This is a genomic window from Sphingomicrobium aquimarinum (genome assembly GCF_039655735.1).
In the GTDB taxonomy this organism is placed as follows: Bacteria; Pseudomonadota; Alphaproteobacteria; order Sphingomonadales; family Sphingomonadaceae; genus Sphingomicrobium; species Sphingomicrobium aquimarinum.
In genome coordinates, this window is record NZ_JBBYXH010000001.1 from 858,749 (window position 1) to 882,518 (window position 23,770).

Consider the following 23,770-nt stretch of genomic DNA (forward strand, 5'->3'; position numbering starts at 1 on the left):
CCTGCTGCGCCGCGGTTCCTCATGACACCCATCCTGTAGCCTCTATTTCGGACGACCGAGTCGTGATTGCGGGCCCGGATGTGCTTCCGATGACGCAGCAAGGATATCTTACCCGTCAAACCGTCGTGGTCACGGGCAATCGCATCCGGGAAGTGCGTCCGTTTAGAACGAGCGACCTCACGATCAGAGGAAACGTAATCGACGCCCGTGGACAAGTTCTGATGCCGGGTCTCGTCGATATGCACGTGCATTTTGCGCCCTTCGTCGGCGAGGCCGGCGACCCCGCACAGCGCGCTGCCGCAGTGATGCTCGCTCATGGAGTGACCACGGCTCGCAGTATGGCGGGTGCGCCCGAACATCTTCTTCTTCGCGAGCGTATCACGTCGGGCGCGCTCCCCGGTCCGCGTATCTATGCGGGATCCATCGCCCTGTCCGACAAGAACCTGTCGTCGCAGGACGACGCGCGAAAGATGGTGAGCGAAATCGAAACGTCCGGCTACGACTTCATCAAGTCGCACTTCATCTCGGGTGCAGCGCTCTGGGAGGCAGTGAAGGATGATGCGGACGATCACGGTCTGGCCACTGCAGGCCACGTCGCCAATGCCGTGGGGCTCGAACGCGCGATGCGCAGAAAGCAGCAGATCGAGCATCTGGATGGGTTTATCCAAGCGCTCCTGCCGCCTGGTGCCCCGGAACGGGAGATCGAATTCGGACAGATTCCGCCGCCCCCGATTCTTGCCGCTATCGATCGAGACCGGATGTCCGATGCGGCAATCTTCGATTTGGCCGCGCGCGAGAATTCCTATCAGGTTCCGACCCTCTCCCTGTTCGAAAAGCTGCTCGATCGTGCTCTCGGTTCGGACGACCTAAAAAAGCTGCCCGAAATGGCGTTCGTGGGTGATGATGCGATCGGGCAATGGGAACAGCAGCGCGCCCAACTGCAATCGCAAGTTCCCGCCAATCACGCCGCCGACCTGCTCACCTTGCGCCGGGAAATCGTGCGCCAACTCGACGCGCGCGGCGTTCCTATCATGGCTGGCTCGGATACCGCCCAGGCGTTTCATGTCTGGGGCCCTGCGTTGCATGCGGAAATCCGCGCGCTAGCCGGGATCATCGGAGCCGAAAGAGCCTTAGGCGCGGCGACAAGTGTCCCGGCTGCCTATTTCCGTTCGCTCCCCAATCAAGGTTCGGCAACCGGACAAGCCGCTGATTTCGGAACGATAGAAGAAGGGATGCGCGCAGATCTGCTCCTGCTGTCGGCCAATCCCCTCGAGGATTTGCGAGCGCTGGCCCAGCCGATCGCGGTGATGGCAGACGGCCGTCTCTACACTCGTGCTGAACTCGATAGGATGCTTGCCGACGCATCGCGCATTGCGAAGCGTAGAGAATACCGGTCGGAGAAAAGCAGCTTCAGCATGATCGTGGCCCGGCACTTCGAGGCCGAAGAAGGAGGAGAACGCAACCTGAATGCCACCGGACACATGCAGGCACGCCAATTGGCAGAGGCGCTGGCCGGACGGGGCATCACTGCCATTTACGTGACCGATACAGCACGGGCGCGCCAGTCGGCAGCGCCGCTCGCCGCCTTGCGAGGATTGAGAATGCAAACTTACGATCCCGGTCGCCCCGATCTCCTGCTCGAGAAGATCATTCAGGAGGGCTCGTCTGCGCTGGTTATCGCTCATTCCAACACCGCTCCCCAAATTGCTGAAATGGCGGGGGTGCCGTCGGCAGACGCGGTAAGCTTGGCTCGATTTGGAACTGTTCTCGCAATTTCCGAAGATGGGTTCGAGGCGGTGCCGCTCTATGGCAGGATGGAAGCGAGCGACCCGAACTGAATGCTCAATCGACCACCGAAGGAGGCTCTTCCCGCGGTTCGGTCAAGCCTCCCGACTTCTTTGTACAATGATAGATTTTCATGAACTGGAGCGTTTGAAACATGAGAACTCCGTCCCACTCTCCGCGAATCAACAAGGCGATGAGGATCGCTATCTTCGTCGCAATAGCGGCGGCCGCTTACGTGATCATATTCTGATCGAACCTTTGCGGTCTCGCTGCAGATTTCGCCCATTCCAAATGTCGAGCGTGCCCACCATTTTCACCTCGGGTGCGCCATTTTCTTTGGGTCTTGGCGCAATGCTCGGACGCAGAAGCCCCTATTCGTCGCGCAAGCGCGACCGGGCGGTGGTTCGCCGCGACCGATCAGGCAACGCGATGCCGCCGAGACCCGTTCTTCTTTCGAACTGACATTTTTGGAAGGAGCGCCAAGTCCCATGGCCGACACGATCACCACCATCAATCCCGCCACCGAGGAAGAGATCGATACGTTCGAACTCGTCAGCAAAAAGGATGCCGCCGATGCGGTCCAGCGCTGCCACGAAGCCTTCGTCCTCTGGTCGCAACGGCCTGCCGAGGAGCGAGCGAAGATCATCGGCAAGATTGGCGAGACGCTCGCCGCCAACAAGGAAAAGCTTGCGCAGAAGATGACCGAAGAGGTCGGCAAGCTCATCGGCGATAGCCGCGATGAAGTCGACCTGTGCGCCGCCATCTGCAAATTCACGGCGGAAAACGGGCCGAAGGAACTGGCCGACGAGGAACGCTCGCTGTTTGCGGGTGACGGGAAGGGTGTCGTCGCCCACCGCCCGATCGGCGTGGTCTACGGCATCCAACCGTGGAATTTTCCCGCCTACCAGGTGGTCCGCTACTCGATAGCCAGTCTGATGGCGGGCAATGGCGTGCTTCTGAAGCATGCATCCAACTGCACCGGTTCGGGGATCATGCTGCGGCACCTCTATGAAGAGGCCGGCCTTCCCGAAGACCTCTTCACCGTGCTGGTCATCGACCATGACGTTTCCGACACCATTATCGAGAACGATCTCGTACGCGGCGTGACGCTCACCGGCAGCGACGCCAGCGGCAAGCATGTCGGCGAACTGGCAGGCAAGAAGCTGAAGAAGACCGTGCTCGAGCTTGGTTCGAACGATGCCTATCTCGTGCTCGAGGATGCCGACGTCGATCAGGCAGTGAAGCTGTCGGTCGAAGGTCGCCTCTACAACAATGCGCAGACCTGCATCAACGCCAAGCGCTTCATCGTGACGGAAAAGAATTACGACGAATTCGTCGAGAAGTTCGTCAAGGCATTCGAAGCCTGCAAGCTGGGCGACCCGCTCGACGAGGACACCGATCTTGGCCCGATGGCGCGCGAAGACCTCCGCGAAAAGCTCATCGAGCAGATGGAGGAGAGCATCGACAAGGGCGCGCGCTTACTGACGGGCGGCAAGAAGCTGGACCGGAAGGGCTGGTTCTTCGAGCCGACGATCCTCGACAAGGTCGCACCCGGCATGCCGGCCTATGACGAGGAATTTTTCGGTCCGGTGGCGAGCGTCATCAAGGCGGTCGACGATGAGGACGCGATCCGGATTGCCAATTCCTCCCGTTATGGCCTCGGCGGCGGTATCTTCTCCAAAAACGAGGAACGCGCCCGCCAGATCGCCATCGACCATTTCGATACGGGCATGGTGTTCATCAACGGTTTCGGTCTTGCTGATCCCAACATGCCCTTCGGTGGCGTGAAGGACTCGGGTTACGGCCGCGAACATGGTGGTTTCGGAATGAAGGAATTCACCAACGCCAAGGCCGTCTTCCTCAACAGCTAGGACGATTGCCTTCCCTCAAAATGCCTCGGCCGCGCCTTCCTCACGGAGGGTGCGGTCGAGCAGCATGTGGGGGGTCGCCAGGGCGAGGAATGCCGCCGCCATCAGCGCGATGCTCCACCAACCCAGCGATGTCCCGACGATGAGCACCGCCGCTCCCAGAATGGCTGCGGACCCGAAGGCCAGGAGTCGCACCCCGGCGCCCCAACCCGCTTCGGCCACGATGGCCGCCATGCGCGGATAGGCGTGCAGTGCGAAGAAGGCAGCCGAGATGGCGACCAGCGGCGGCAGAAGCGCGTAGCCTGCAATAGAGGCCGCAAGCGGAAACGCCGTCGCGGGCCTCGTCGCCAGCGCCCATAGGCTGAGAAGGATCGCGCCCGCCCCCGCGGCGGAAAGGAGCATCACCAGCGCAACCGCGCCTTCCCCGATGATCGCTTCGACCAGCGCCAGCGTTTCGGCGGGGCGCAGCAATGCACTCGCGCCCACGAGGGCGAGCGCTTCGGCGATGGCGGCTGGACGCGGCGTGCCACGATGCTCGTTCTCTCGCGCCACGTGCCAGACGGAAAGCGCGAAGAAAGCGGCCAGACCCGCAGCGGGGTCGAACAAGAGGACAGCGAACACCGCGACGGCGACGAGCAGGTAGATGGCGCTATAGCCTGCCCCCGGGAGCACCAGCCGCCCGGCTTCGCGGTCGAGACCACCGTGGAACACGCCGAGGCCGAACAGGATGGCCGCGATCCATCCGGGCGCGACGCCGAGCAGTACGAGCCCGCCACCCGCAACGGCACATAGCGCATAAACGAAGAGCGGCGAGACGAACCCGTCCCGCCGCTCGCCGCCCAGCAGGGCAGGTCTAGTCGCGTGCACCCTTCACCGGCGTCGGTACCGCGCCCATGGCCTCGATCGCGGGCGCATAGCCCTCGAGCGCGCTGCGGCGCAGGAGGAACCGCGAGAGAATGACGCCATAGATCAGCTTGGTGGAGATATCCGCGATACTGAAGAGCAGCTGGCGAATGATCACGATGTCGCCGTTCGTGCCGAGCTGCGGCAGGGCGTAGGCAATCGGATACAGGCCCCAGGTCGCGAGGAAATACCACCACAGCTTGTCGGGAAACGCCTTGAGCTCCGCAGGGGCTTCGGTGCGACCGCGCGAAATGGTGCCGCGGACCTCGACCAGCATCCAGACGAAGAAGACGGTCGAGATGATGCCCCAAAGATTGAGATGCGCCAGATTGTCGGTTTCGCCGAACTGCCCGATGAGGCCCGTCCAGATCATGAGGACGGCGGGGATGGCCATGCGGATCGCACGCTTGTGCACCTCGGGCCGTCCGAGTGCGAACGCCAGGGGCAACTGCGTCAGAAGCAGCGGCACGGTGATCGTCCAGTTCCCGTACCGGAAGGCGTTGGTGAAGGTCTGTCCTTCGGCAAGCGGCGTATAGAGCCCGCCCGCAAAAGTGTAGCTTTCCTGCCAGAGCGAGAATTCGCGCAGCAGGCTGAGGCCCGCCGATGCCATCACGAGGGCCGAGAGTAGCGGCACGAGGCGATAGCGCGGCGCAAGGTCGCGCATCGAATAGAGGAAGTAGAGGATGAAGGCGAAGTGCGCTCCGTAGCTCACCATCAGGATGAGCGAGCCCAGCGTATACTGCTGGTCGGTCAGCGCGACGAGGTTCTCGATATTGGTAACGACATTTTCCATTGGCCTGATCTCCAAAGCAAAGCCGCACCCGAAAACCGTTCACTTTCCGTGTACGAACGGGAAACAAAGAGGCCGTGAAGTCTTTGGTTCCCGATGCCGCAGCGACCTGAACCAAAAAACGTATCGCGACCGTTGGGGCTCTTTCTGCGGCTCTGGAACAGTTACTGGTTGCTGCCCGCGCTGATGATCGCGGGCGCGTTGCTTCTCTTCGCCCTGCTTCGATGGATCGACGGTGCTGGCGCGGCCGACTGGCTCGACATGCGGAATCTCGTGCTCACGAAGAGCGGGACGACGATGGCCGACGGCGCACAAGTCGCCGTCGGTGTCGCAAGCGCAATCGCCACGCTGTACGTCTCGATCACACTGCTCGTGCTGACGATCGCGGCGGGCAACCTCGGCGTTCGCCTCATCGACCGATGGATCGAGCGGCCCTTCATCCGCTTCACGCTGGCCTTCTTCCTCACGGTCCTCGCCTTCAGCCTCGTGTTCCTCCTGGCGGTCGACGAAACTGCCTCCGCCGAGGCGCTGCCGCACCTTCCTGCGCTGGTCCTCGCCGCCATGCTGTTGGTCGAAATCGTGTGGCTGGCGCTCGCCCTACAGGATCTGGGAAAGGCCGTCTTCGTCGACACCGCCATCGCGCGGATCCGTGACGACGTCATCGAACATCGCCCGCCCGACTTCGAGCGCGTTCTGCTCGAGGACTGGCCGCAGCCCCATGCGTTCGGGGCCCGCTGGCAAGGCTATATCGAGACGACCGACATCCACCTGCTCTCGAAGCTCGCGACGCGCTTCGACACCGAGTTCCGCCTCTTGCGGAGTGCGGGCGATCATGTCCTCCCAGGCGAGGCGCTGCTCCACGCACGCCGCCCCCTGTCGCAGGACGAAGAGGACGCGGTCGCCAAGGCTTTCGCCGTCCGCGCCACGCGCAGCGACCAGGAAGGCTTGTCCTACCGCATCCGCCTGCTGGTCGAAATCGCCGCCCGTGCTCTGTCGCCGGCCGTCAACGACTTCTACACCGCACGGGCCTGCTGCGATGCGCTCGCGGAGATCATGCTGCACCAGAAGGATCGGCTCGTCGAACCGGGGCAGATGCTGCGCGAAGTGGATCGCGTCGCCTGCCCGACGGCCAGTTTCGAACGACTTTTCGACGCCCCGCTCGCCGCGCTCCGGCAGGCCGCGGCCGCCTATCCCGCGATCGTCATCCGCATGATCGAACGGATGGGCGTTGCGGCGCGGCTCGGGGAGGACGCGCGCCTCACCACGCATCTTGCGCGATACGCCGCTGCCCTTCGCGATCATGGGGTGAAGCGCGCCGAGATGGAGGCCGACGCCGAGGACATGGCTCGCGCCTATCGCGAAGCGTTTGGACGCTAGACCAGCTTTCCCGGATTGAGAATCCCATCAGGGTCCAGCGCGCGCTTGATGCGCCGGAGCATCTCGGTTCGGATCGGATCGAGCCGTTCGAGTTCTCCGCGCTTCATCACGCCGATGCCATGCTCGGCGCTGATCGAACCGCCATGATCGGTGACGAGATCATGGACGCGTTTCTCGATCGCTGCCCCCTCGCCTGCGCGCCACCCGTCAGACGCACGATCCATCGCGCGCACGTGCAGATGGATGTTGCCATCGCCCAGATGGCCGTAGCCCGATACCGAAACGCCGGGAAAATCCCCTTCGATCATCGCCCGGGCGTCGTCGAGGAACGCCGGCAGCGCATCGACGGGAACGGAGATGTCGTGGCTGTTGGCCATGCCGTAGAAACGCTTCTCGGCGTCCGACAGCGAATGGCGGATGGCCCACATCGCATCGGCCTGCGCCTGCGAGCGCGCCACGACCGCATCGGTCGCAAGTCCCTCTTCGAGCGCGTCGGCGAGAATGGCCTCGATCGCCCCACGCAGCGCCCCATCCGAACTCTTGGCTTCGATGAGTACGTGGATCGCCTGAGGCTCGTCGAGCGGCGCCCGAAGACCGAACTCCGCCTCTGCGGCCGCTACCACGTCCTGCGGCATCATCTCGAACCCCTCGATGGCATCGGTTCGGGCGTCGCAGAAGCGCAGGAGTTCGAGCGCCTCGGCAGGATCGCGGACTCCGACCCATGCGGTGGCGGATGCCTTCGGCAGGTCGGTCAGCGCGAGGCGAACGGCGGTCACGATACCGAAGAGCCCCTCGCCTCCGATCATCAATCGGTCGAGGCGTGGGCCGCGATTGTCCTTCTTGAGCGGGTTCAGTGTGTCGAGCAGCGATCCGTCCGCCATGACCGCTTCCAGTCCGACGACCCGCTCGCCCATCGTTCCGTGACGCAGGACCTGCGTTCCGCCCGCATTGGTGCTGACAAGCCCGCCGATCGTCGCACTGCCCCGCGCGCCGAGGTCGATCGGCAGACGCAGGTCCTGTTCGGCCAGTTTATCATGCAGCGTCTCGAGAACCATGCCCGCCTCGACGACGATCTGCCGCGGGCCGACATCCAGCTCGCGGATCCTCGTCATCCGCCGCAGCGACAGGATGACCGCCTGGCCGCTGTCATCGGGCGTTGCGCCGCCGACCATCGAACTGTTTCCGCCCTGCGGGACGATGGGCACGCGGTGCGCGGCGCATGCCCGCACGATCGCCTGCACCTCTTCGGTGGACGAGGGCTGTAGAAGTGCCGCTGCCTTGCCGGTCCAACGCCCGCGCCAATCGGTCAGCCAGGGAGCGATCGCCTCAGGATCGGAAACGATCGCCCGCTCGGGGAGAATGGCCCGCAGTTCCTCGATCATTCGCACCGCATCGCTCATGCCGCTTTCCTACCCCTTCCCTCGCGTCGCGCAAAGCCGCATGGATAGGCACATGACCGACCGGCCACCTGTTTCGATGATCGTCGCCCGCGCCCGCAACGGCGTGATCGGCAAGGATGGCGACCTGCCATGGCACCTGCCCGCCGACCTCAAGCGTTTCAAGACGCTGACGATGGGCAGTTGCATGATCATGGGCCGCAAGACGTTCGACAGCTTGCCGGGCCGGCTCCCCGGGCGCACCCATATCGTATTGACCCGGACACCGAAGCGCTCCGACGATGCAGCGGTCACGATGGTCGCGTCGGTGGAGGAAGCCCTCGCTGCCGCTCGCGGTCGGGACATTTGGGTCATCGGCGGCGCCGAAATCTTCCGCCTTTTCATGCCGCAGGCATCCCGGATCGAGCTCACCGAGATCCATGCGGATATCGAGGGGGATACCACGATGGACGATCCCCGCGCCGCCGCCGGGTGGACGGTCGTCGAGCAAATTACGCATCCGGCGGAAAAGGGCCGCCCGGCCTATTCCTTCATCACGCTCGAACGGGACACGGACACCACCGCGGCCTGACTATCGCTGGCGGGGGAGCGAAACTGCCGCTTCGCGAAGCCGTTCGGCCTGTGCGCCGAGCACACGGTCGACCGCCACGGCCATCGCCGCACCGTCGCCATTCGCGAAGCCCGTGACCTTGTAGTCGATCGTGACTTCAGAGCCGTTGCCGGCGGCTTTCACTGCCCAGATCATCGTGCCCGACGCGGGCGCGAAGCGCAGCGGCCCGAGCGCCCCTTCGAGCACGATCTGCTCGCCCGGAGTGGCCGCCACGACCTCCATATGTTTCACGAACTTGCCGTCCCACCGCTCGCAGTAACAACCGCCCGGCGCCAGCTCGAGACGGAGGTTGCTCGCCGATCCCGAATAGGTATGCGCGTCGCTCCACCAGCCCGAGGGGCGCGCGAGCAGCTCATAAGCGCGTGTCGTCGAGGTGACGAGCGGCACTGTGTGACGGATGTGGAAATGGTTCGGTCCCGAGCTGACGACCTCGGCGGCGGCGGGTGTGGCCGACAGCGCCGCCAATGTCGCTGCTAGATAATATCGCATGTCGTCCTCCGCCGCTTCATCGAGCGCGACCGGCCTGTTTCCGTCGCGAAACCCGGGCCCAGCCTATGCCGGAACCACGACAAATCAATGCCGGGGCGCGCGCCTAACTGTCGAGGATGGCATCGATCGCGGCAGCAACCGCGTCCACGCTCCCCATGCCATCGACCTTTCGCACCAGCCCCTGCTCTTCGTAGAACGGAAGGATCGGTGCGGTCTTGGCGCGATATTCGGCCATCCGCTTGCGGACGGTCTCCTCGTTATCGTCGGGACGCTTCTTGAACTCGGTCGAGCCGCAAACGTCGCACACGCCTTCTTCTTGAGGCGGCTTGGCGGTCTCATGATAGAGCGCGCCGCAATTGGCGCAGGAAAAGCGACCGCAGATCCGCTCCACGAGCGCATCCTCGTCGACCACCAATTCGATGACATGTTTCAGGTCGCGTCCGCGATCCGCGAGCAGCACTTCCAGCGCTTCGGCCTGGTGCTGGGTGCGCGGATAGCCGTCGAAGATCGCGCCCTTGTCGGCTTCGTCGAGATGCTCGCCGATCAAGGCCGAGACGATGGCGTCCGACACCAGTTCGCCGCGGTCCATCACCGCTTGGGCCTGCATCCCGACGGGCGTTCCCGCCTTGATCGCCGCGCGCAGCATGTCGCCGGTCGAGAGCTGCTTCATCCCCCGCGTGTCTTCAAGGCGATGTGCCTGCGTACCCTTACCCGCACCCGGCGGTCCCAGAAGGATGATGTCCATCGTGCGCTTGGCCCCTCGGATTCGCGTTACCGTCTGGTGACAGCGACTAACGCCTAGCGACGGCGTCCGCCACCCTTGAGCTTCGCCTTCTTGATCAGATCTCCATATTGATGGGCGATCAGATGGCTCTGCACCTGGCTCACGAAGTCCATCGTCACATTGACGATGATGAGCAGGCTGGTGCCGCCAAGGAGCGCGCTGCCGATCGGGAACTGCGTGAACAGGATTTCCGGAATGAGACAGATGAGCACCAGATAGATGGCGCCGACGGTCGTGATGCGGTTGAGCAGATAGTCGAAATATTGCTCGGTCGCCTTGCCGGGGCGAATGCCCGGAACGAAGCCGCCCGCGCGCTTGAGATTCTCCGCCGTCTCTTCCGAGTTGAACTGCACCGAAGTGTAGAAGAAGCAGAAGAAGGCGATGCCGGCGCCGTAGAGCAGCAGGTAGAGCGGCGCGCCGCGCTGCAGGTACGTCGACAGGGTGATGAGAATTTCGCTCGTGCCGCTACCCGCTTCGGCGCCGCCGCCCGCAAACTGGATGACCGTCAGCGGCATCAGCAGAATGGACGAGGCGAAAATCGGCGGGATGACGCCCGCGGTGTTGATCTTGATCGGAAGGTGGCTGCGCTCCTGCTGCATCATCCCGCGTGCGGTGGCACGCTTGGGATATTGCACGAGCACGCGGCGCTGCGCCCGCTCGACGAAGCAGATGACGAGAACGAGAACGATCAACGCGACGATGATGCCGACGACCACGACCGGATCGAGCGTGCCCGAACGGCCGCCTTCGAACAGCTGCGCCAGCGTTTGCGGCATGGTCGCGACGATGCCCGCCATGATGATGAGGCTGATGCCGTTGCCGATGCCGCGAGCGGTGATCTGCTCACCCATCCACATCAGCAACAAGGTGCCGCCGATCAGCGTGATCGTCGCAGAGACGCGGAACATGAGGCCTGGGTCGACGACCGCCTGGATGCCCTGCGCGGCGCCAAGACCCTCGAGCCCGGTCGCGATGAAATAGCCCTGAACCGCCGTCAGCGCGACGGTGAGATAGCGCGTATACTGGTTGAGTTTCTTGCGCCCGACCTCGCCTTCCTTCTTGAGCTGCTTCCACGGCTCGTGGAGGGCAGCACCGAGCTGAACGACGATCGAGGCGGTGATGTAGGGCATGATGCCGAGCGCGATGATGCTCATGCGCTCGAGGCTTCCGCCCGAGAAAGCGTTGAAGAAGTCGAGCACCCCGCCGCGCTGCGTGTCGAAGAGCGCGCTCATCGACCGCGGATCGATGCCGGGGATGGGGACGAAGGATAGGAAGCGATAGGCGATCAGCACCGCGAGCGTGAACCACAGACGCTTCTTGAGGTCGGTGGCCTTGCGGAAGCTGCCCATGCTGATGCCGGCAGCCATGTTTTCGGCGGAGGTCGCCATATGTCACATTCCTCGATTTACCGGACGCCCGTCAGGCGGGCCGTCCCCCCAGGGCTTCCGATATAGGAAGGGGCGGGCCTTTGCCCACCCCTTGCCCTGGAATGCTTAGTCTTCCGACGTCTCGTCGGTCTTGGCGGGCGCGGTCAGTTCGACCTTGCCGCCGGCCTTTTCGACCGCGTCGATCGCGCTCTTGGAGGCGCCGGCAACCTTGAAGCTCGCCTTCGCCTTGAGTTCGCCCTTGGCGAGCAGACGAACGCCGTGCTTGCCGCCACGGGTCAGACCCGCTTCATTGAGCGCGTCCTGGTCGATGACCTTCTTGCCGTCCAGCTTCTTGTCGTCGATCGCCTTCTGGACCTGGCCCAGGTTGACGATCGCATAGTCCTTGCCGAACGGATTGTTGAACCCGCGCTTCGGCAGACGCATGTGGAGCGGCATCTGGCCGCCCTCGAAGCCGTTGATGGCGACGCCCGAACGGCTCTTCTGGCCCTTCTGGCCGCGCCCGGCGGTCTTGCCCTTGCCCGAACCGATGCCACGTCCGACGCGCATCTTGTCCTTGCGGGCGCCGTCGTTGTCGCGGAGGTCGTTGATCTTGATGGTCATGAGATGCACTCGCTTTCGCTGTTGTTCGCGCTGAAAAGAATGGGTCCGGCACATGGCCGGACCCGATGTTCGTTGAAGGCTTACGCGTCTTCGACGGTGACGAGGTGCTGGACCTTCTTCACTTGGCCGAGGACTTCAGGCGTCGCCTTCACTTCGACGGTGCGGTGCATCTTGTTGAGCCCGAGGCCCACCAGCGTTGCCCGCTGCGTCTTGTCACGACGGATAGGCGAACCGGTCTGCGTGATCTTGATGGTTTTGCTGTCGTCTTTTTTCGCCATGAGACTTACTCCGTGACCGCGTCGGCGGTGGCTTCGGCTTCCGCCTTGTCCATGCCGCCACGACCCAGAAGGTCGGCGACCTTCTTGCCGCGACGCTGCGCGACCGAACGCGGGCTCGTCTGATCCTTGAGCGCCTCGAAGGTGGCGCGGATCATGTTGAAGGGGTTGGCGGTACCGTTCGACTTGGTCACGACGTCGGCCACGCCGAGGCTTTCGAACACGGCACGCATCGGACCGCCGGCGATGATGCCGGTGCCCGGAGGCGCCGAGCGCACGACGACCTTGCCGGCACCGAAGTGGCCCTTGCCGTCATGGTGCAGCGTGCGGCCTTCCTTGAGCGGCACGCGGACCATTGCCTTCTTGGCCGCTGCAGTCGCCTTGTTGATGGCTTCCGGCACTTCGCGGGCCTTGCCCGAACCGAAGCCGGCCTTACCCTTGCCGTCGCCGACGACGACGAGCGCGGCGAACCCGAAGCGCTTACCGCCCTTGACCGTCTTCGACACGCGGTTGATGTGCACCAGCTTCTCGATCAGCTCTTCGCCATCGTCATCCTGGGTGCGCCCACGGCCACCGCGATTGTCGCGACCGCCACGACCGCGGCCACCGCCACGATTGTCACGTCCGCCGCCACCGCGGTTCGAGCGACCGCCCTTGCGGGCCTGCTCTTCGGCCTTCTGACCGGCATTCTCGAGATTGGCCTCGGCCTGCGCAGCGGCAACCTCGGGGGTTTCCGCAACGCCGGGAGCCTGCTCGCCGTGCGCCGTTTCTTCGGGCTTGGTTTCGGTCGCCGGAGTTTCGGCCGCCGCTTCCGGAGCCTTGGTCTCTTCGACCTTGGTGTCTTCGGTTTTCTTTTCGTCAGCCATATTAGAACTCCAGCCCTTCTTCGCGGGCGGCATCGGCCAGCGCCTTGACGCGGCCATGGAACAGGAACCCGCCGCGGTCGAACACGACCTTGTCGACACCGGCCTTCTTGGCCTTGGTGGCGACGGCCTTGCCGACGTTGGCAGCGGCTTCGACGTTCGCGCCCGAACCCTTGACGTCCTTGTCGAGGGTCGAGGCGGAAGCGATCGTCTTGCCGGCCATGTCGTCGATGACCTGCGCGTAGATGTGCTTGCCCGAGCGATGGACGCTCAGACGGGGACGGCCAGCTGCGCGCGCCTTGAGGGCCGAGCGGACCCGGCGGCGGCGGCGTTCGAAGAGGGAAAGTTTCGCCATCTTACTTCTTCTTGCCTTCCTTGCGGAAAATATATTCGCCGCGATACTTGATGCCCTTGCCCTTGTACGGCTCGGGCTTGCGCCACTTGCGGATTTCCGCCGCGAAATGGCCGACCTTCTGCTTGTCGATGCCCGACACTTCCACCGTGGTGGCATCGGGCGTCTTCACGTCGATGCCTTCGGGCACGTTGAGATCGACGTCATGCGAATAGCCGAGCTGCAGCTTGAGCTTCTTGCCCTGCGCCTGCGCACGATAGCCGACGCCGTTGATCTCGAGCACCTTCTGGTAGCCCTCGGTCACACCGTCGACGAGGTTCTGCACGAGCGTACGCTGCATGCCCCAGACCTGGCGGCTGCGCTGCGACATGTTGTGCGGGACAACCGCAATCTCGCCGTCCTTGATGTCGAACTTGATCAGGTCGTCCATCATTTCCATCGCGAGTTCGCCCTTGGGACCCTTGACCGAGAGCGTCTGCCCTTCGGTCTTCGCGGTCACGCCATCGGGGAGCGCAACAGGTTTCTTGCCGATACGGCTCATTAGAACACCTCCGCCAGCACTTCGCCGCCGACATTGTTCTCGCGCGCTTCGGCGTCCGAAAGAACGCCACGCGGGGTCGACACGATGGTGATGCCGAGGCCGTTGCGGATGCGCGGAAGATCCTTCGCACCCGAATAGACCCGGCGACCGGGCTTGGACACGCGCGCCACATGCTGGATCGCGGGCTGCCCTTCGAAATATTTCAGTTCGATCCGCAGGCCGTCCTTACCCGCAAGCTCTTCTTCCGAATAGCCGCGGATGTAACCCTCGCGCTGGAGCACGTCGAGGACGTGGGCACGAAGCTTGGACTTGGGCGACAGGATCGAATCCTTGCGCGCCTGCTGGCCGTTGCGAATGCGGGTGAGCATATCACCCAGGGGATCGGTCATTGCCATGCCAGCACTCCTTACCAGCTAGACTTGGTGAGGCCGGGAATCAGGCCCTTGTTACCCAGCTCGCGCAGCATGATGCGCGAGAGACGGAACTTGCGATAATAGCCGCGGCTACGGCCCGTCAGCTCGCACCGGTTGCGGATGCGGGTCGGGTTCGCGTTGCGCGGAAGTTCGGCCATCTTGAGACGCGCGATGAGACGCTCGGTCTCATCGAGGCTCTTGTCGTTGGCCTGCGCCTTCAGCTTCGCATATTTGTCAGCATATTGCTTCGCGAGCTTCTTGCGCTTCTCATTCTTGTTCACGGAACTCAGTTTCGCCATGACTTAAGTTCTCTCTTTCCTTGGCTTGAGCCGGAGAAGAGAGGCTGCGTATTGCTACGCGGCCTCCGCTTCCTGCTTCGCTTCCGCGGGGAACGGGAAGTTGAAGAGACGCAGCAGTTCGCGCGCTTCCTCATCCGTCTTCGCGGAGGTGGTGACGATGATGTCCATGCCCCGGACCGTATCGACGCTGTCGTATGAGATTTCGGGGAAGACGATCTGCTCCTTGAGGCCCATCGCGAAATTGCCACGGCCGTCGAACGACTTGGGGTTGAGGCCCCGGAAGTCGCGCACGCGCGGCAGCGCGATGGTGATCAGGCGGTCGAGAAATTCGTACATGCGCTCGCGGCGAAGCGTGACCTTCGCACCGATCGGCATGTCTTCACGCAGCTTGAACTGCGCGATCGACTTCTTGGCCTTGGTGATCACCGGCTTCTGGCCTGCGATCAGTTCCATTTCCTCGGCGGCCTTCTGGACCTTCTTCTTGTCCTGCGTGGCTTCGCCGACACCCATGTTGATGACGACCTTCTCGATCCGCGGGACTTCGAGATGGTTCTTGTAGCCGAACTTCTCGGTCATCGCCTTGACGATCTTCTCGTCATATTCGGTCTTCAGGCGCGGGGTATAATCCTTAGCCATCGATCTTTTCTCCCGAGCGCGTGGCGACACGCACCTTCTTGCCGTCGACAGTCTCGAAGCGCACGCGGGTGGCCTTGCCGTCCTTGGGGTCGACGAGGGCGACCTTGGAGACGTACATCGGCGCTTCGCGCTTCTCGAGCCCGCCATTGGGGTCCATCTGGGTCGGCTTCTTGTGGCGCGTGATGATGTTCACGCCATCGACGACGACCTTGCCTTCCTTGGGAAGGACCTTGGTGACTTCACCGGTCTGTCCCTTGTCCTTGCCGGACAGGACGACGACCTTGTCACCCTTCTTGATTTTCGCTGCGGCCATCAGAGCACCTCCGGCGCTAGGCTGACGATCTTCATATGCTTCTTGGCGCGCAGTTCGCGGACCACCGGGCCGAAGATACGGGTGCCGATCGGCTCCTCGTTTTTGTTGACCAGAACGGCGGCATTGCCGTCGAAGCGAATGACCGAACCGTCGGCGCGGCGAATGTCCTTCGCCGTGCGCACGATGACGGCGCGATGCACGTCGCCCTTCTTCACCTTGCCGCGCGGGGCGGCTTCCTTCACCGACACGACGATCGTGTCGCCGACGGTCGCGAACCGGCGCTTCGAGCCACCCAGCACCTTGATGCACTGGACGCGCTTGGCACCCGAATTGTCCGCGACGTCGAGATTGGATTGCATCTGGATCATATCAGATCATCCTTCCCTTACGCTTCGGTGGGCAGGTCGGCGGGGTCCGCCGCTGCCACACGTTCGAGCACTTTCCAGCTCTTGGTTTTCGAAATCGGCGTGCATTCCTCGATGCGCACCACCTCGCCCTGCGAGATCTCGTTGTTCTCGTCGTGGGCGTGATACTTTTTCGACAGCTTGATGATCTTGCCGTAGAGCGGGTGCTTCACCCGGCGCTCGACACGGACCACGACCGTCTTGTCTCCCTTGTCGGAGACGACCGTTCCCTGAAGGATACGTTTCGGCATTCTTCGTCTCCTACCTTAGGCCTTGGCCGCTTCGGCCTGGCGCTGGTTCTGAAGCGTCTTGATCTGCGCAATGCTGCGGCGGACCTCACGGACGCGGGCGGGCTTCTCGAGCTGGCCGGTGGCCGACTGGAAGCGCAGGTTGAACTGCTCCTTCTTCAGCTGGGTCAGCTCGTCGGCCAGCTGGTCGTCGGTCTTGGCTTTGAGATCGTCGATCTTCGCCATTACTTCTTCTCCTCGATCAGGCTCTCGCCGAGGCGGGCCACGACCTTGGTCTTGATCGGCAGCTTCTCCGCAGCGCGCTCGAAGGCGGCCTTGGCGAGCGGTCCGGGAACCCCGTCCAGCTCGAAGATGATGCGGCCGGGCTTGACGCGGGCGGCCCAGAATTCGGGGCTGCCCTTACCTTTACCCATGCGGACTTCGGCGGGCTTCTTCGAGACCGGCACGTCCGGGAAGATGCGGATCCAGAGGCGACCCTGACGACGCATGTGACGCGTGATCGCGCGGCGAGCCGCTTCGATCTGGCGCGCGGTGATGCGCTCGGGCTCGAGGGCCTTGAGGCCGTAGGCGCCGAAGTTCAGCTCGGTCCCACCCTTGGCGTTGCCATGGATGCGGCCCTTGAAGGCCTTGCGGAATTTGGTGCGCTTTGGTTGCAACATTTCTCTGTTTCCTTACCGGCGCCGGTCGTCGCGCGCCGGGCGAACGCCCGACGTCTGCGCGTCCATCATGAGCTTTTCCTGGGCCATGGGATCGTGACCCATGATCTCGCCCTTGAAGACCCAGACCTTGATGCCCGACACGCCATAGGCGGTGTGCGCCTGCGCCTCGGCATAGTCGACGTTCCCGCGCAGCGTGTGCAGCGGCACGCGGCCTTCGCGATACCATTCGGTACGGGCGATTTCCGCACCGCCGAGACGGCCCGCGCAGGTGATCCGGATCCCTTCTGCACCCAGACGCAGCGCCGACTGCACCGCGCGCTTCATGGCGCGGCGGAAGGCGATACGACGCTCGAGCTGGTCGGCGACGCCCTGCGCCACGAGACGCGCATCGATTTCCGGCTTGCGGATCTCGACGATGTTCAGCGAGACCTCGCTGTCGGTCATCTTGGCGAGCTTGGCCTTCAGCTTCTCGATGTCCGCACCCTTCTTGCCGATGATGACACCGGGGCGCGCGGCATAGATCGAGATGCGGCACAGCTTGGCCGGGCGTTCGATCACGACTTTCGAGATCGCCGCCTGCGGCAGTTCCTTCATGATGAACCGGCGGATCTTGAGATCCTCCAGCAGCTGCTGGCCGTAATCCTGGCCTTCCGCGAACCAGCGCGAGTCCCAGGTACGGTTGATCTGCAGCCGCAGGCCGATGGGAGAGCTTTTATGACCCATTAGGCTTCTTCCTGCTCGCGAACGACGACACGCAGACGGCTGAACGGCTTTTCGATCCGGGTCGAACGGCCGCGCGCGCGGGTCGCGAAACGCTTCATGGTGAGCGACTTGCCGACCGAGGCTTCCGCCACGACGAGCGCGTCGACGTCGAGATTATGGTTGTTCTCGGCATTGGCGACGGCCGATGCGAGCACCTTGTAGGCGTCCTCGGCCATCCCCTTGTTCGAGAACTTGAGGATGTTGAGCGCGTCCTCGACCTTGCGGCCGCGGATCAGGCCGGCGACGAGGTTGAGCTTGCGCGCCGACCCACGGATCATGGTGCCGGTGGCAAGCGCCTCGTTGTCGGCGACTTTGCGCGGAGACTTAGGCTTGGCCATTAGCGCTTACCCTTCTTGTCGGCGGCGTGGCCGGGGAAGCTGCGCGTGGGCGCAAACTCGCCGAGCTTCATGCCGACCATCTCTTCCGAGACGGCGACCGGCACGAATTTCTTGCCGTTGTAGACGTTGAACGTGAGCCCGACGAACTGCGGAAGGATCGTCGAACGACGCGACCAGGTCTTGATCGGCTTGGCGTTCGACTGCTCCTGCGCTTCCTCGGCCTTGCGGAGGAGCGACAGTTCGACAAAGGGACCTTTCCAGACGGAACGAGCCATGGTTGCTTAGCCCTTCTTCTTCGCGTGACGCGAGCGGATGATATACTTGTCCGTCGCCTTGTTCTTACGAGTGCGCGCACCCTTGGTCGGCTTGCCCCACGGGGTCACCGGATGGCGACCGCCCGAGGTCCGGCCTTCACCACCGCCGTGCGGGTGGTCGACCGGGTTCTTCGCGACGCCGCGGGTCAGCGGGCGCTTGCCCTTCCAGCGGTTGCGGCCGGCCTTGGCGAGCGTGGTGTTGCTGTTATCCGGGTTCGACACCGCACCGACCGAAGCCATGCAGTCCGAGCGGATGTAGCGCTGCTCGCCCGAGTTCATGCGGACGATGACCATGCCCTTGTCGCGGCCGACGACCTGGCAATAGGTGCCCGCGGCGCGCGCGATCTGACCGCCCTTGCCGGGCTTCAGCTCGATGTTGTGGACGATGGTACCGACCGGCATCTGGCCGATCTTCATCGCATTGCCCGGCTTCACGTCGACCTTCTCGCCGGCGACGACCTTGTCGCCCGGAGCGAGACGCTGCGGCGCGATGATGTAGGCCTGTTCGCCGTCGCCATAGGTGACGAGCGCGATATAGGCAGAGCGGTTGGGATCATATTCCAGACGCTCGACCGTCGCCTCGCCTTCCTTGCGGCGCTTGAAGTCGATGATGCGATACTTCTGCTTGTGACCGCCGCCGATGCCACGCGCGGTGACATGGCCTTTGTTGTTGCGACCACCGGACTTGGTGAGACCGTGCGTGAGCGCCTTGACCGGACCACCCTTGTGGAGACCCGAACGGTCCACCAGGATGAGGCCGCGGCGCGCGGGGCTCGTCGGTTTATATGCCTTGAGTGCCATGGTTCCTTAGACCCCGCTCGTATAGTCGATCATGTCACCCTCTTTCAGGGTGATGATCGCTTTCTTCTCGTCGCTGCGCTTGTAGGGACGACCCTTCCAGCGCTTGACCTTGCCCTTGGAAACGATGGTGTTCACCTTCGTGACTTCCACGCCGTAAAGCGCTTCGACCGCTTCCTTGATTTGCGGCTTGGTGGCCGTGCCGGCGACCTTGAAGACGACCGCATTATGCTCGGCCGCCATCGTCGCCTTTTCGGTGATGTGCGGTGCGAGGATCACGTCGTAATGACGGTTCTCGACCTGCTTCTTGTCTGCCTTAGCCATTGAACCGGGCCTCCAGCTTTTCGATGCCGGCCTTGGTGAGGACCAGCGTGTCGTGACGAAGGATGTCGTAGACGTTGGCGCCGACCGCGGGCAGCAGGTTGATGCCCGGCAGGTTGGCACTTGCGCGAGCGAAACCAACGCTCAGCGCTTCACCGTCGATGACCAGGTTGGTCTTGCCGAAGCCAAGCTTTTCCAGCTTGCCCTGCAGCGCCTTGGTCTTGGCATCGCCGTTCATGTCGAGATTATCGAGCACGATCAGCTTGCCGTCCTTGGCCTTGGCGGAAAGCGCCATCTTGAGGCCCAGCACGCGCACCTTCTTGTTGAGGCTCGAGCTGAACGTCCGCGCGCGGGCGCCGTGCGCCTTGCCGCCGCCGACGAAGATCGGGGCCTTGCGGTCGCCGTGACGGGCGGTGCCGCCACCTTTCTGCTTGCCGTACTTCTTGCCGGTGCGTGCGACATCCGAACGCTCGCGGGTCGCGCGCGCCGGGGCGCGGCGGTTGACGAGCTGCCAGGTGACGACGCGGTGGAGGATGTCCTCGCGCGGCTCCACGCCGAAGATCGCTTCGTCGAGCTGCACGTCGCCGCCCGATTTGGCGTCGAGGGTCTGTACCTTGACCTTCATCGCTTAGCCTTCCTTGCCTTCGCCGGCTTCGGGCTTGTCGCCTTCGCCGTCGGCTTCCTTGTTGGCGTCCGCAGTCTGCTCGGCGGCCATCGCTTCAACCTGTTCCTGGGTGAAGGTGGGCGCGGCGTCCTGGGTCGCTGCTTCTTCGATCATGCCGGCGGGCGCTTCGTCCGAGGCGACCTCGTCGGCATTGCGACGCATCGCGGCGGGGAACGGCACGCCCTCGGGGGCCGCAACCTTGACCGCGTCGGTGACCATCAGCCAACCACCCTTCGAGCCGGGCACCGAGCCCTTCACGAAGATAAGACCACGATCGACGTCGGTACGCACGATCATGAGGTTCTGCTGCGTGCGGTTACGCGCACCCATGTGACCGGCCATCTTCTTGTTCTTGAAGACGCGGCCCGGATCCTGGCGGTTACCCGTCGAACCGTGCACACGGTGGCTGATCGAGACGCCGTGCGTCGCGCGCATGCCGCCGAAGCCCCAGCGCTTCATCGCGCCGGCAAAGCCCTTACCCTGGGTCACGCCCTGGATGTCGACCAGTTGGCCGGCGATGAAATGGTCGGCGGTGATGTTCGCGCCCACATCGAGCAGCGCATCTTCGTCGACACGGAATTCGGCGAGCTTCTTCTTGGGCTCGACCTCGGCCTTGCCGAAGACTTCGCGCTGCGGCTTGGCGACATTCTTCGCCTTCGCCTTGCCAGCACCCAGAACCACCGAATTATAGCCGTCGCGTTCGGCTTCACGACGGGCAACGACCTGCAGCTCTTCCAGCTGGAGGACGGTCACCGGAACGTGCCGGCCGTCTTCCTGGAACAAGCGGGTCATCCCCATCTTCTTCGCGATCACGCCAGTGCGCATGACCTGTAACTCCCATCAGAGGCACGATGGACGCTCATCGCCCACGTGCTTGCGACCCGAAAAATGTGCGAACCCCCGCATGGGTCGTTCCTTCCGATGGGAAGGAGGCGGGGGACGCAGTCCACGGCGATGCCGTGCGGTATCCCTAGTGCTTCCGTCAGGCCCGAAGGCCGTCAGCGGTGCAGAGGCCCTGAGCCTCCAAACCTTGAATCAAAACAACCGTTTGGCTGAGTTGACGTGGCCCTTAGGCCAATTTGATCTCGACGTCCACCCCTGCGGCGAGGTCGAGCTTCATCAGAGCATCGACCGTCTGCGGCGTGGGCTGCACGATGTCGAGCAGCCGCTTGTAGGTGCGGACCTCGAACTGCTCGCGCGACTTCTTGTCGACGTGGGGCGAGCGGTTCACGGTGAACTTCTCGATACGCGTCGGCAGCGGAATGGGACCGCGAATGAGGGCACCCGTGCGGCGTGCGGTATCGGCGATGTCGCCAGTTGCCTGGTCGAGAACCCGATGGTCGAAAGCCTTGAGACGAATGCGAATATTCTGCGTTTCCATGTCCACTCACCGATGCGAAAGAGCCAAGGCTGTTTCCAGCCCAAAAAAACAAGAGGCCAATCCCGCTTCTGCCCGGCGTACCGGAACGGGCGACCTCCATTGAACTTGTGCGACAGGGACGAATCCCCGTCTGTGAGGGCGCGTCTACAGGCAGTGCCGGAGGAGATCAAGCCCTCTAATGGATATCTCGTTCAAGAGGGTCAGCTTCAGGGTGGAAAGTGAACTGTCAGCGTTAGTCGGAGGCTTTTAGCTTCGATACAAAATCATAGAGCGCCGCAAATCGAGGATATCGCTCCAACTCACATTCGTGGCGCGTGATGAATAGTCTTCTTTCAGTAGTGAGGCGCTCGGCCACGACTTGCGTTCCGTCGGCACAGATCATGGCTATTTCGTTGCCACTCTCGTCTACGAAAACGGTAGCGGCTTCGCGCGTCATCGATCTCAGTTGAGCGCGATCGACGACTTCTCTGAAAGACGCCGATTCTGAAAGTGACAGGACACGCTGGTTCGTTTGCGCAATTCGCCCCGCGTCGTACACTCCTTTCCCGGTGAGCAAAGTGTAGGTCAGGATCATTCTTCCAGATTGCGTCTCATCAATCCGGTAGATTGAAGCCGGTGCGAAGGATGGAAGTATGAGAAGCCTGAAACGACGTGAGAATTCTTTGAAATCGGCGGGTTCTGAAAACGATGGTTCTTGGGCAGCGGCCAACTGCTCACCGAACCATTGCTCGTAGAAGTCTGCGCTCCAATCATCGTCCTGCCAGCCGTCATCGGGCACAAAATCCACAGACGTGCATCCGCTTAAGAATGCACAAGCGGCTATAGCCAATCGGAGTTTTAGCTGTTTCACAAAGATTGAATAAATGGGGGCTCGGATGGGTGCAATGGGATCGTGAGCAGGCCTTTGTGAGACGTAGAAAAAACAAAAGGCCCGGCGCTTCATGACGAAGCACCGGGCCTTTTTCTTGTCGAACGCTCCGTGAAGGAGCGCGCGAGGTTTACGCGGTGATCTTGCCGACCACGCCCGCGCCGACCGTACGGCCGCCTTCGCGGATGGCGAAGCGCAGACCCTGGTCCATGGCGATCGGAGCGATCAGCTTGACGCCGAGCGACACGTTGTCGCCGGGCATGACCATTTCCGTGCCTTCGGGCAGCGTGATTTCACCGGTCACGTCGGTCGTCCGGAAGTAGAACTGCGGACGGTAGTTGGCGAAGAACGGCGTGTGACGGCCGCCTTCATCCTTCGACAGGACGTAGACTTCGGCTTCGAAGTCGGTGTGCGGCGTGATCGAACCCGGCTTGGCCAGGACCTGGCCACGCTCGACTTCTTCACGGCCGACGCCGCGGATCAGCGCGCCGACATTGTCACCCGCCTGGCCCTGGTCGAGCAGCTTGCGGAACATTTCGACGCCAGTCACGGTCGTCTTGGTGGTGTCCTTGATGCCGACGATTTCGACTTCGTCACCCACGTTGACGATGCCGGTCTCGATACGGCCGGTCACCACGGTGCCGCGGCCCGAGATCGAGAACACGTCTTCGATCGGCATGAGGAAGTCCTTGTCGAGCGGACGATCCGGCTCGGGGATCCACTCGTCAACCGCCGCCATCAGCTTCAGGATCGCTTCCTGACCGATTTCACGGTTGCTGTCTTCGAGAGCAGCAAGCGCCGAACCGGCAATGATCGGAATGTTGTCGCCGTCGAAGTCGCGCTTGGAAAGTTCTTCGCGGATTTCGAGTTCTACGAGTTCGAGAAGCTCGGGGTCATCGACCTGGTCGACCTTGTTGAGGAAGACGACCATCGTCGGCACGCCGACCTGCTTGGCGAGCAGGATGTGCTCCTTGGTCTGCGGCATGGGGCCGTCGGCCGCCGACACCACGAGGATCGCGCCGTCCATCTGGGCGGCACCGGTGATCATGTTCTTCACATAGTCGGCGTGGCCCGGGCAGTCGACGTGGGCATAGTGACGGTTTTCCGTCTCATACTCGACGTGCGCCGTCGAGATGGTGATGCCGCGCTCGCGCTCTTCGGGAGCCTTGTCGATGTTCGCGAAATCGACCGCCGTGCCCGAACCGCTTTCGGCCAGGGTCTTGGTGATCGCCGCGGTCAGCGACGTCTTGCCATGGTCGACGTGACCGATGGTGCCGATGTTGACGTGCGGTTTGTTCCGCTCGAATTTTGCCTTCGCCATGATACGCCT

The 23,770-nt window shown here is 63.0% G+C and carries 33 protein-coding genes; 4 read left to right on the forward strand and 29 right to left on the reverse strand.

Annotated elements, in window-relative coordinates; translation table 11 throughout:
• The first annotated feature begins 89 nt into the window (after positions 1 to 89).
• The gene (locus WJS89_RS04420) at positions 90 to 1,838 is read left to right on the forward strand and encodes an amidohydrolase family protein (protein ID WP_346339706.1); all 1,749 of its coding nucleotides are present in this window, start codon (positions 90 to 92) and stop codon (positions 1,836 to 1,838) included.
• Positions 1,839 to 2,273: 435 nt separating this feature from the next.
• Positions 2,274 to 3,656 (forward strand): NAD-dependent succinate-semialdehyde dehydrogenase, encoded by a 1,383-nt coding sequence (locus WJS89_RS04425; protein ID WP_346339707.1) that lies wholly within the window; start codon positions 2,274 to 2,276, stop codon positions 3,654 to 3,656.
• A gap of 15 nt (positions 3,657 to 3,671) precedes the next feature.
• Here WJS89_RS04425 and WJS89_RS04430 read toward each other — a convergent pair whose 3' ends face one another.
• Together WJS89_RS04430 and WJS89_RS04435 are read right to left on the reverse strand one after the other, a co-directional pair.
• On the reverse strand, positions 3,672 to 4,520 hold the full coding sequence (locus WJS89_RS04430) for a Brp/Blh family beta-carotene 15,15'-dioxygenase (protein ID WP_346339708.1): 849 nt from the start codon (positions 4,518 to 4,520) through the stop codon (positions 3,672 to 3,674).
• Complete coding sequence (locus tag WJS89_RS04435) at positions 4,507 to 5,349, reverse strand: bacteriorhodopsin (RefSeq protein ID WP_346339709.1); 843 nt, start codon at positions 5,347 to 5,349, stop codon at positions 4,507 to 4,509. Before WJS89_RS04435 ends, WJS89_RS04430 begins: the two co-directional genes overlap by 14 nt.
• 132 nt (positions 5,350 to 5,481) lie before the next feature.
• On the opposite strand from WJS89_RS04435, the gene WJS89_RS04440 reads away from it, so the two are divergent.
• On the forward strand, positions 5,482 to 6,723 hold the full coding sequence (locus WJS89_RS04440; protein WP_346339710.1) for a DUF2254 family protein: 1,242 nt from the start codon (positions 5,482 to 5,484) through the stop codon (positions 6,721 to 6,723).
• Here the strand turns inward: WJS89_RS04440 and WJS89_RS04445 are convergent.
• Positions 6,720 to 8,123, reverse strand: a complete 1,404-nt coding sequence (locus WJS89_RS04445; RefSeq protein ID WP_346339711.1) for an FAD-binding oxidoreductase — start codon at positions 8,121 to 8,123, stop codon at positions 6,720 to 6,722. The two genes, WJS89_RS04440 and WJS89_RS04445, sit on opposite strands and share 4 nt — an antisense overlap.
• Before the next feature lie 52 nt (positions 8,124 to 8,175).
• On the opposite strand from WJS89_RS04445, the gene WJS89_RS04450 reads away from it, so the two are divergent.
• Positions 8,176 to 8,691: a dihydrofolate reductase gene (locus WJS89_RS04450; protein WP_346339712.1), complete on the forward strand. Its 516-nt coding sequence runs from the start codon at positions 8,176 to 8,178 to the stop codon at positions 8,689 to 8,691.
• Here the strand turns inward: WJS89_RS04450 and WJS89_RS04455 are convergent, their stop codons facing one another.
• The 26 genes from WJS89_RS04455 to tuf form a co-directional block, all read right to left on the reverse strand.
• Complete coding sequence (locus tag WJS89_RS04455) at positions 8,692 to 9,219, reverse strand: hypothetical protein (RefSeq protein ID WP_346339713.1); 528 nt, start codon at positions 9,217 to 9,219, stop codon at positions 8,692 to 8,694. It lies immediately after the preceding gene.
• Positions 9,220 to 9,322: 103 nt separating this feature from the next.
• The gene (locus WJS89_RS04460; protein WP_346339714.1) at positions 9,323 to 9,964 is read right to left on the reverse strand and encodes an adenylate kinase; all 642 of its coding nucleotides are present in this window, start codon (positions 9,962 to 9,964) and stop codon (positions 9,323 to 9,325) included.
• A 53-nt stretch (positions 9,965 to 10,017) separates the two neighbouring features.
• Positions 10,018 to 11,391, reverse strand: coding sequence for a preprotein translocase subunit SecY (gene secY, locus WJS89_RS04465; RefSeq protein WP_346339715.1), 1,374 nt, complete (start codon positions 11,389 to 11,391; stop codon positions 10,018 to 10,020).
• Between the two features lie 105 nt (positions 11,392 to 11,496).
• Complete coding sequence (gene rplO, locus WJS89_RS04470) at positions 11,497 to 11,991, reverse strand: 50S ribosomal protein L15 (protein WP_346339716.1); 495 nt, start codon at positions 11,989 to 11,991, stop codon at positions 11,497 to 11,499.
• A gap of 80 nt (positions 11,992 to 12,071) precedes the next feature.
• Complete coding sequence (gene rpmD / locus WJS89_RS04475; RefSeq protein WP_346339717.1) at positions 12,072 to 12,269, reverse strand: 50S ribosomal protein L30; 198 nt, start codon at positions 12,267 to 12,269, stop codon at positions 12,072 to 12,074.
• A 5-nt stretch (positions 12,270 to 12,274) separates the two neighbouring features.
• Complete coding sequence (rpsE, locus tag WJS89_RS04480; RefSeq protein ID WP_346339718.1) at positions 12,275 to 13,132, reverse strand: 30S ribosomal protein S5; 858 nt, start codon at positions 13,130 to 13,132, stop codon at positions 12,275 to 12,277.
• A 1-nt stretch (position 13,133) separates the two neighbouring features.
• On the reverse strand, positions 13,134 to 13,484 hold the full coding sequence (gene rplR / locus WJS89_RS04485; protein ID WP_346339719.1) for a 50S ribosomal protein L18: 351 nt from the start codon (positions 13,482 to 13,484) through the stop codon (positions 13,134 to 13,136).
• Between the two features lies 1 nt (position 13,485).
• Complete coding sequence (gene rplF / locus WJS89_RS04490) at positions 13,486 to 14,022, reverse strand: 50S ribosomal protein L6 (RefSeq protein ID WP_346339720.1); 537 nt, start codon at positions 14,020 to 14,022, stop codon at positions 13,486 to 13,488.
• Positions 14,022 to 14,417: a 30S ribosomal protein S8 gene (gene rpsH / locus WJS89_RS04495; RefSeq protein ID WP_346339721.1), complete on the reverse strand. Its 396-nt coding sequence runs from the start codon at positions 14,415 to 14,417 to the stop codon at positions 14,022 to 14,024. The genes rplF and rpsH overlap by 1 nt, the downstream gene beginning before the upstream one ends.
• Positions 14,418 to 14,428: 11 nt before the next feature.
• Positions 14,429 to 14,734, reverse strand: coding sequence for a 30S ribosomal protein S14 (gene rpsN, locus WJS89_RS04500; protein ID WP_346339722.1), 306 nt, complete (start codon positions 14,732 to 14,734; stop codon positions 14,429 to 14,431).
• Between the two features lie 54 nt (positions 14,735 to 14,788).
• Complete coding sequence (rplE, locus tag WJS89_RS04505; protein WP_346339723.1) at positions 14,789 to 15,370, reverse strand: 50S ribosomal protein L5; 582 nt, start codon at positions 15,368 to 15,370, stop codon at positions 14,789 to 14,791.
• Positions 15,363 to 15,683, reverse strand: a complete 321-nt coding sequence (rplX, locus tag WJS89_RS04510) for a 50S ribosomal protein L24 (RefSeq protein WP_346339724.1) — start codon at positions 15,681 to 15,683, stop codon at positions 15,363 to 15,365. The genes rplE and rplX overlap by 8 nt, the downstream gene beginning before the upstream one ends.
• On the reverse strand, positions 15,683 to 16,051 hold the full coding sequence (gene rplN / locus WJS89_RS04515) for a 50S ribosomal protein L14 (RefSeq protein ID WP_346339725.1): 369 nt from the start codon (positions 16,049 to 16,051) through the stop codon (positions 15,683 to 15,685). The genes rplX and rplN overlap by 1 nt, the downstream gene beginning before the upstream one ends.
• Before the next feature lie 17 nt (positions 16,052 to 16,068).
• Positions 16,069 to 16,338, reverse strand: a complete 270-nt coding sequence (rpsQ, locus tag WJS89_RS04520; RefSeq protein ID WP_346339726.1) for a 30S ribosomal protein S17 — start codon at positions 16,336 to 16,338, stop codon at positions 16,069 to 16,071.
• Between the two features lie 15 nt (positions 16,339 to 16,353).
• On the reverse strand, positions 16,354 to 16,560 hold the full coding sequence (rpmC, locus tag WJS89_RS04525; RefSeq protein ID WP_346339727.1) for a 50S ribosomal protein L29: 207 nt from the start codon (positions 16,558 to 16,560) through the stop codon (positions 16,354 to 16,356).
• Entirely contained in the window at positions 16,560 to 16,994 is a 435-nt protein-coding gene (rplP, locus tag WJS89_RS04530) for a 50S ribosomal protein L16 (RefSeq protein ID WP_346339728.1), read from the reverse strand. Before rplP ends, rpmC begins: the two co-directional genes overlap by 1 nt.
• A gap of 12 nt (positions 16,995 to 17,006) precedes the next feature.
• Positions 17,007 to 17,717: a 30S ribosomal protein S3 gene (gene rpsC, locus WJS89_RS04535; protein ID WP_346339729.1), complete on the reverse strand. Its 711-nt coding sequence runs from the start codon at positions 17,715 to 17,717 to the stop codon at positions 17,007 to 17,009.
• Entirely contained in the window at positions 17,717 to 18,094 is a 378-nt protein-coding gene (gene rplV / locus WJS89_RS04540; RefSeq protein ID WP_346339730.1) for a 50S ribosomal protein L22, read from the reverse strand. Before rplV ends, rpsC begins: the two co-directional genes overlap by 1 nt.
• On the reverse strand, positions 18,094 to 18,369 hold the full coding sequence (rpsS, locus tag WJS89_RS04545; RefSeq protein ID WP_346339731.1) for a 30S ribosomal protein S19: 276 nt from the start codon (positions 18,367 to 18,369) through the stop codon (positions 18,094 to 18,096). The genes rplV and rpsS overlap by 1 nt, the downstream gene beginning before the upstream one ends.
• Positions 18,370 to 18,375: 6 nt before the next feature.
• Entirely contained in the window at positions 18,376 to 19,209 is an 834-nt protein-coding gene (gene rplB / locus WJS89_RS04550; protein WP_346339732.1) for a 50S ribosomal protein L2, read from the reverse strand.
• 6 nt (positions 19,210 to 19,215) lie between these two features.
• Positions 19,216 to 19,530: a 50S ribosomal protein L23 gene (locus WJS89_RS04555; protein ID WP_346339733.1), complete on the reverse strand. Its 315-nt coding sequence runs from the start codon at positions 19,528 to 19,530 to the stop codon at positions 19,216 to 19,218.
• Positions 19,523 to 20,152, reverse strand: coding sequence for a 50S ribosomal protein L4 (gene rplD, locus WJS89_RS04560; RefSeq protein WP_346339734.1), 630 nt, complete (start codon positions 20,150 to 20,152; stop codon positions 19,523 to 19,525). The genes WJS89_RS04555 and rplD overlap by 8 nt, the downstream gene beginning before the upstream one ends.
• 3 nt (positions 20,153 to 20,155) lie before the next feature.
• Entirely contained in the window at positions 20,156 to 21,016 is an 861-nt protein-coding gene (gene rplC, locus WJS89_RS04565) for a 50S ribosomal protein L3 (protein ID WP_346339735.1), read from the reverse strand.
• A 244-nt stretch (positions 21,017 to 21,260) separates the two neighbouring features.
• Positions 21,261 to 21,572, reverse strand: a complete 312-nt coding sequence (gene rpsJ, locus WJS89_RS04570; protein WP_028969184.1) for a 30S ribosomal protein S10 — start codon at positions 21,570 to 21,572, stop codon at positions 21,261 to 21,263.
• A 232-nt stretch (positions 21,573 to 21,804) separates the two neighbouring features.
• Positions 21,805 to 22,422, reverse strand: a complete 618-nt coding sequence (locus WJS89_RS04575; RefSeq protein ID WP_346339736.1) for a hypothetical protein — start codon at positions 22,420 to 22,422, stop codon at positions 21,805 to 21,807.
• 148 nt (positions 22,423 to 22,570) lie between these two features.
• Positions 22,571 to 23,761, reverse strand: coding sequence for an elongation factor Tu (gene tuf / locus WJS89_RS04580; protein ID WP_346339737.1), 1,191 nt, complete (start codon positions 23,759 to 23,761; stop codon positions 22,571 to 22,573).
• Between the last annotated feature and the right edge of the window lie 9 nt (positions 23,762 to 23,770).

Bases quoted from the DNA above. Each gene is read 5' to 3' on its own strand.
- WJS89_RS04455 (WP_346339713.1), bottom strand. From the start codon at position 9,219: ATGCGATATTATCTAGCAGCGACATTGGCGGCGCTGTCGGCCACACCC.
- WJS89_RS04450 (WP_346339712.1), top strand. From the start codon at position 8,176: ATGACCGACCGGCCACCTGTTTCGATGATCGTCGCCCGCGCCCGCAAC.
- rplN (WP_346339725.1), bottom strand. From the start codon at position 16,051: ATGATCCAGATGCAATCCAATCTCGACGTCGCGGACAATTCGGGTGCC.
- rplB (WP_346339732.1), bottom strand. From the start codon at position 19,209: ATGGCACTCAAGGCATATAAACCGACGAGCCCCGCGCGCCGCGGCCTC.
- rpmC (WP_346339727.1), bottom strand. From the start codon at position 16,560: ATGGCGAAGATCGACGATCTCAAAGCCAAGACCGACGACCAGCTGGCC.
- WJS89_RS04460 (WP_346339714.1), bottom strand. From the start codon at position 9,964: ATGGACATCATCCTTCTGGGACCGCCGGGTGCGGGTAAGGGTACGCAG.
- rplC (WP_346339735.1), bottom strand. From the start codon at position 21,016: ATGCGCACTGGCGTGATCGCGAAGAAGATGGGGATGACCCGCTTGTTC.
- rplR (WP_346339719.1), bottom strand. From the start codon at position 13,484: ATGGCGAAACTTTCCCTCTTCGAACGCCGCCGCCGCCGGGTCCGCTCG.
- secY (WP_346339715.1), bottom strand. From the start codon at position 11,391: ATGGCGACCTCCGCCGAAAACATGGCTGCCGGCATCAGCATGGGCAGC.
- tuf (WP_346339737.1), bottom strand. From the start codon at position 23,761: ATGGCGAAGGCAAAATTCGAGCGGAACAAACCGCACGTCAACATCGGC.
- WJS89_RS04445 (WP_346339711.1), bottom strand. From the start codon at position 8,123: ATGAGCGATGCGGTGCGAATGATCGAGGAACTGCGGGCCATTCTCCCC.
- rpsQ (WP_346339726.1), bottom strand. From the start codon at position 16,338: ATGCCGAAACGTATCCTTCAGGGAACGGTCGTCTCCGACAAGGGAGAC.
- rplP (WP_346339728.1), bottom strand. From the start codon at position 16,994: ATGTTGCAACCAAAGCGCACCAAATTCCGCAAGGCCTTCAAGGGCCGC.
- rpsH (WP_346339721.1), bottom strand. From the start codon at position 14,417: ATGGCAATGACCGATCCCCTGGGTGATATGCTCACCCGCATTCGCAAC.
- rplV (WP_346339730.1), bottom strand. From the start codon at position 18,094: ATGGCCAAGCCTAAGTCTCCGCGCAAAGTCGCCGACAACGAGGCGCTT.
- rpsC (WP_346339729.1), bottom strand. From the start codon at position 17,717: ATGGGTCATAAAAGCTCTCCCATCGGCCTGCGGCTGCAGATCAACCGT.
- rplX (WP_346339724.1), bottom strand. From the start codon at position 15,683: ATGGCCGCAGCGAAAATCAAGAAGGGTGACAAGGTCGTCGTCCTGTCC.
- rpsJ (WP_028969184.1), bottom strand. From the start codon at position 21,572: ATGGAAACGCAGAATATTCGCATTCGTCTCAAGGCTTTCGACCATCGG.
- rpmD (WP_346339717.1), bottom strand. From the start codon at position 12,269: ATGGCGAAAAAAGACGACAGCAAAACCATCAAGATCACGCAGACCGGT.
- rplD (WP_346339734.1), bottom strand. From the start codon at position 20,152: ATGAAGGTCAAGGTACAGACCCTCGACGCCAAATCGGGCGGCGACGTG.
- rpsE (WP_346339718.1), bottom strand. From the start codon at position 13,132: ATGGCTGACGAAAAGAAAACCGAAGACACCAAGGTCGAAGAGACCAAG.
- WJS89_RS04425 (WP_346339707.1), top strand. From the start codon at position 2,274: ATGGCCGACACGATCACCACCATCAATCCCGCCACCGAGGAAGAGATC.
- WJS89_RS04420 (WP_346339706.1), top strand. From the start codon at position 90: ATGACGCAGCAAGGATATCTTACCCGTCAAACCGTCGTGGTCACGGGC.
- rplF (WP_346339720.1), bottom strand. From the start codon at position 14,022: ATGAGCCGTATCGGCAAGAAACCTGTTGCGCTCCCCGATGGCGTGACC.
- rpsS (WP_346339731.1), bottom strand. From the start codon at position 18,369: ATGGCTCGTTCCGTCTGGAAAGGTCCCTTTGTCGAACTGTCGCTCCTC.
- rpsN (WP_346339722.1), bottom strand. From the start codon at position 14,734: ATGGCGAAACTGAGTTCCGTGAACAAGAATGAGAAGCGCAAGAAGCTC.
- WJS89_RS04555 (WP_346339733.1), bottom strand. From the start codon at position 19,530: ATGGCTAAGGCAGACAAGAAGCAGGTCGAGAACCGTCATTACGACGTG.
- WJS89_RS04435 (WP_346339709.1), bottom strand. From the start codon at position 5,349: ATGGAAAATGTCGTTACCAATATCGAGAACCTCGTCGCGCTGACCGAC.
- rplE (WP_346339723.1), bottom strand. From the start codon at position 15,370: ATGGCTAAGGATTATACCCCGCGCCTGAAGACCGAATATGACGAGAAG.
- rplO (WP_346339716.1), bottom strand. From the start codon at position 11,991: ATGACCATCAAGATCAACGACCTCCGCGACAACGACGGCGCCCGCAAG.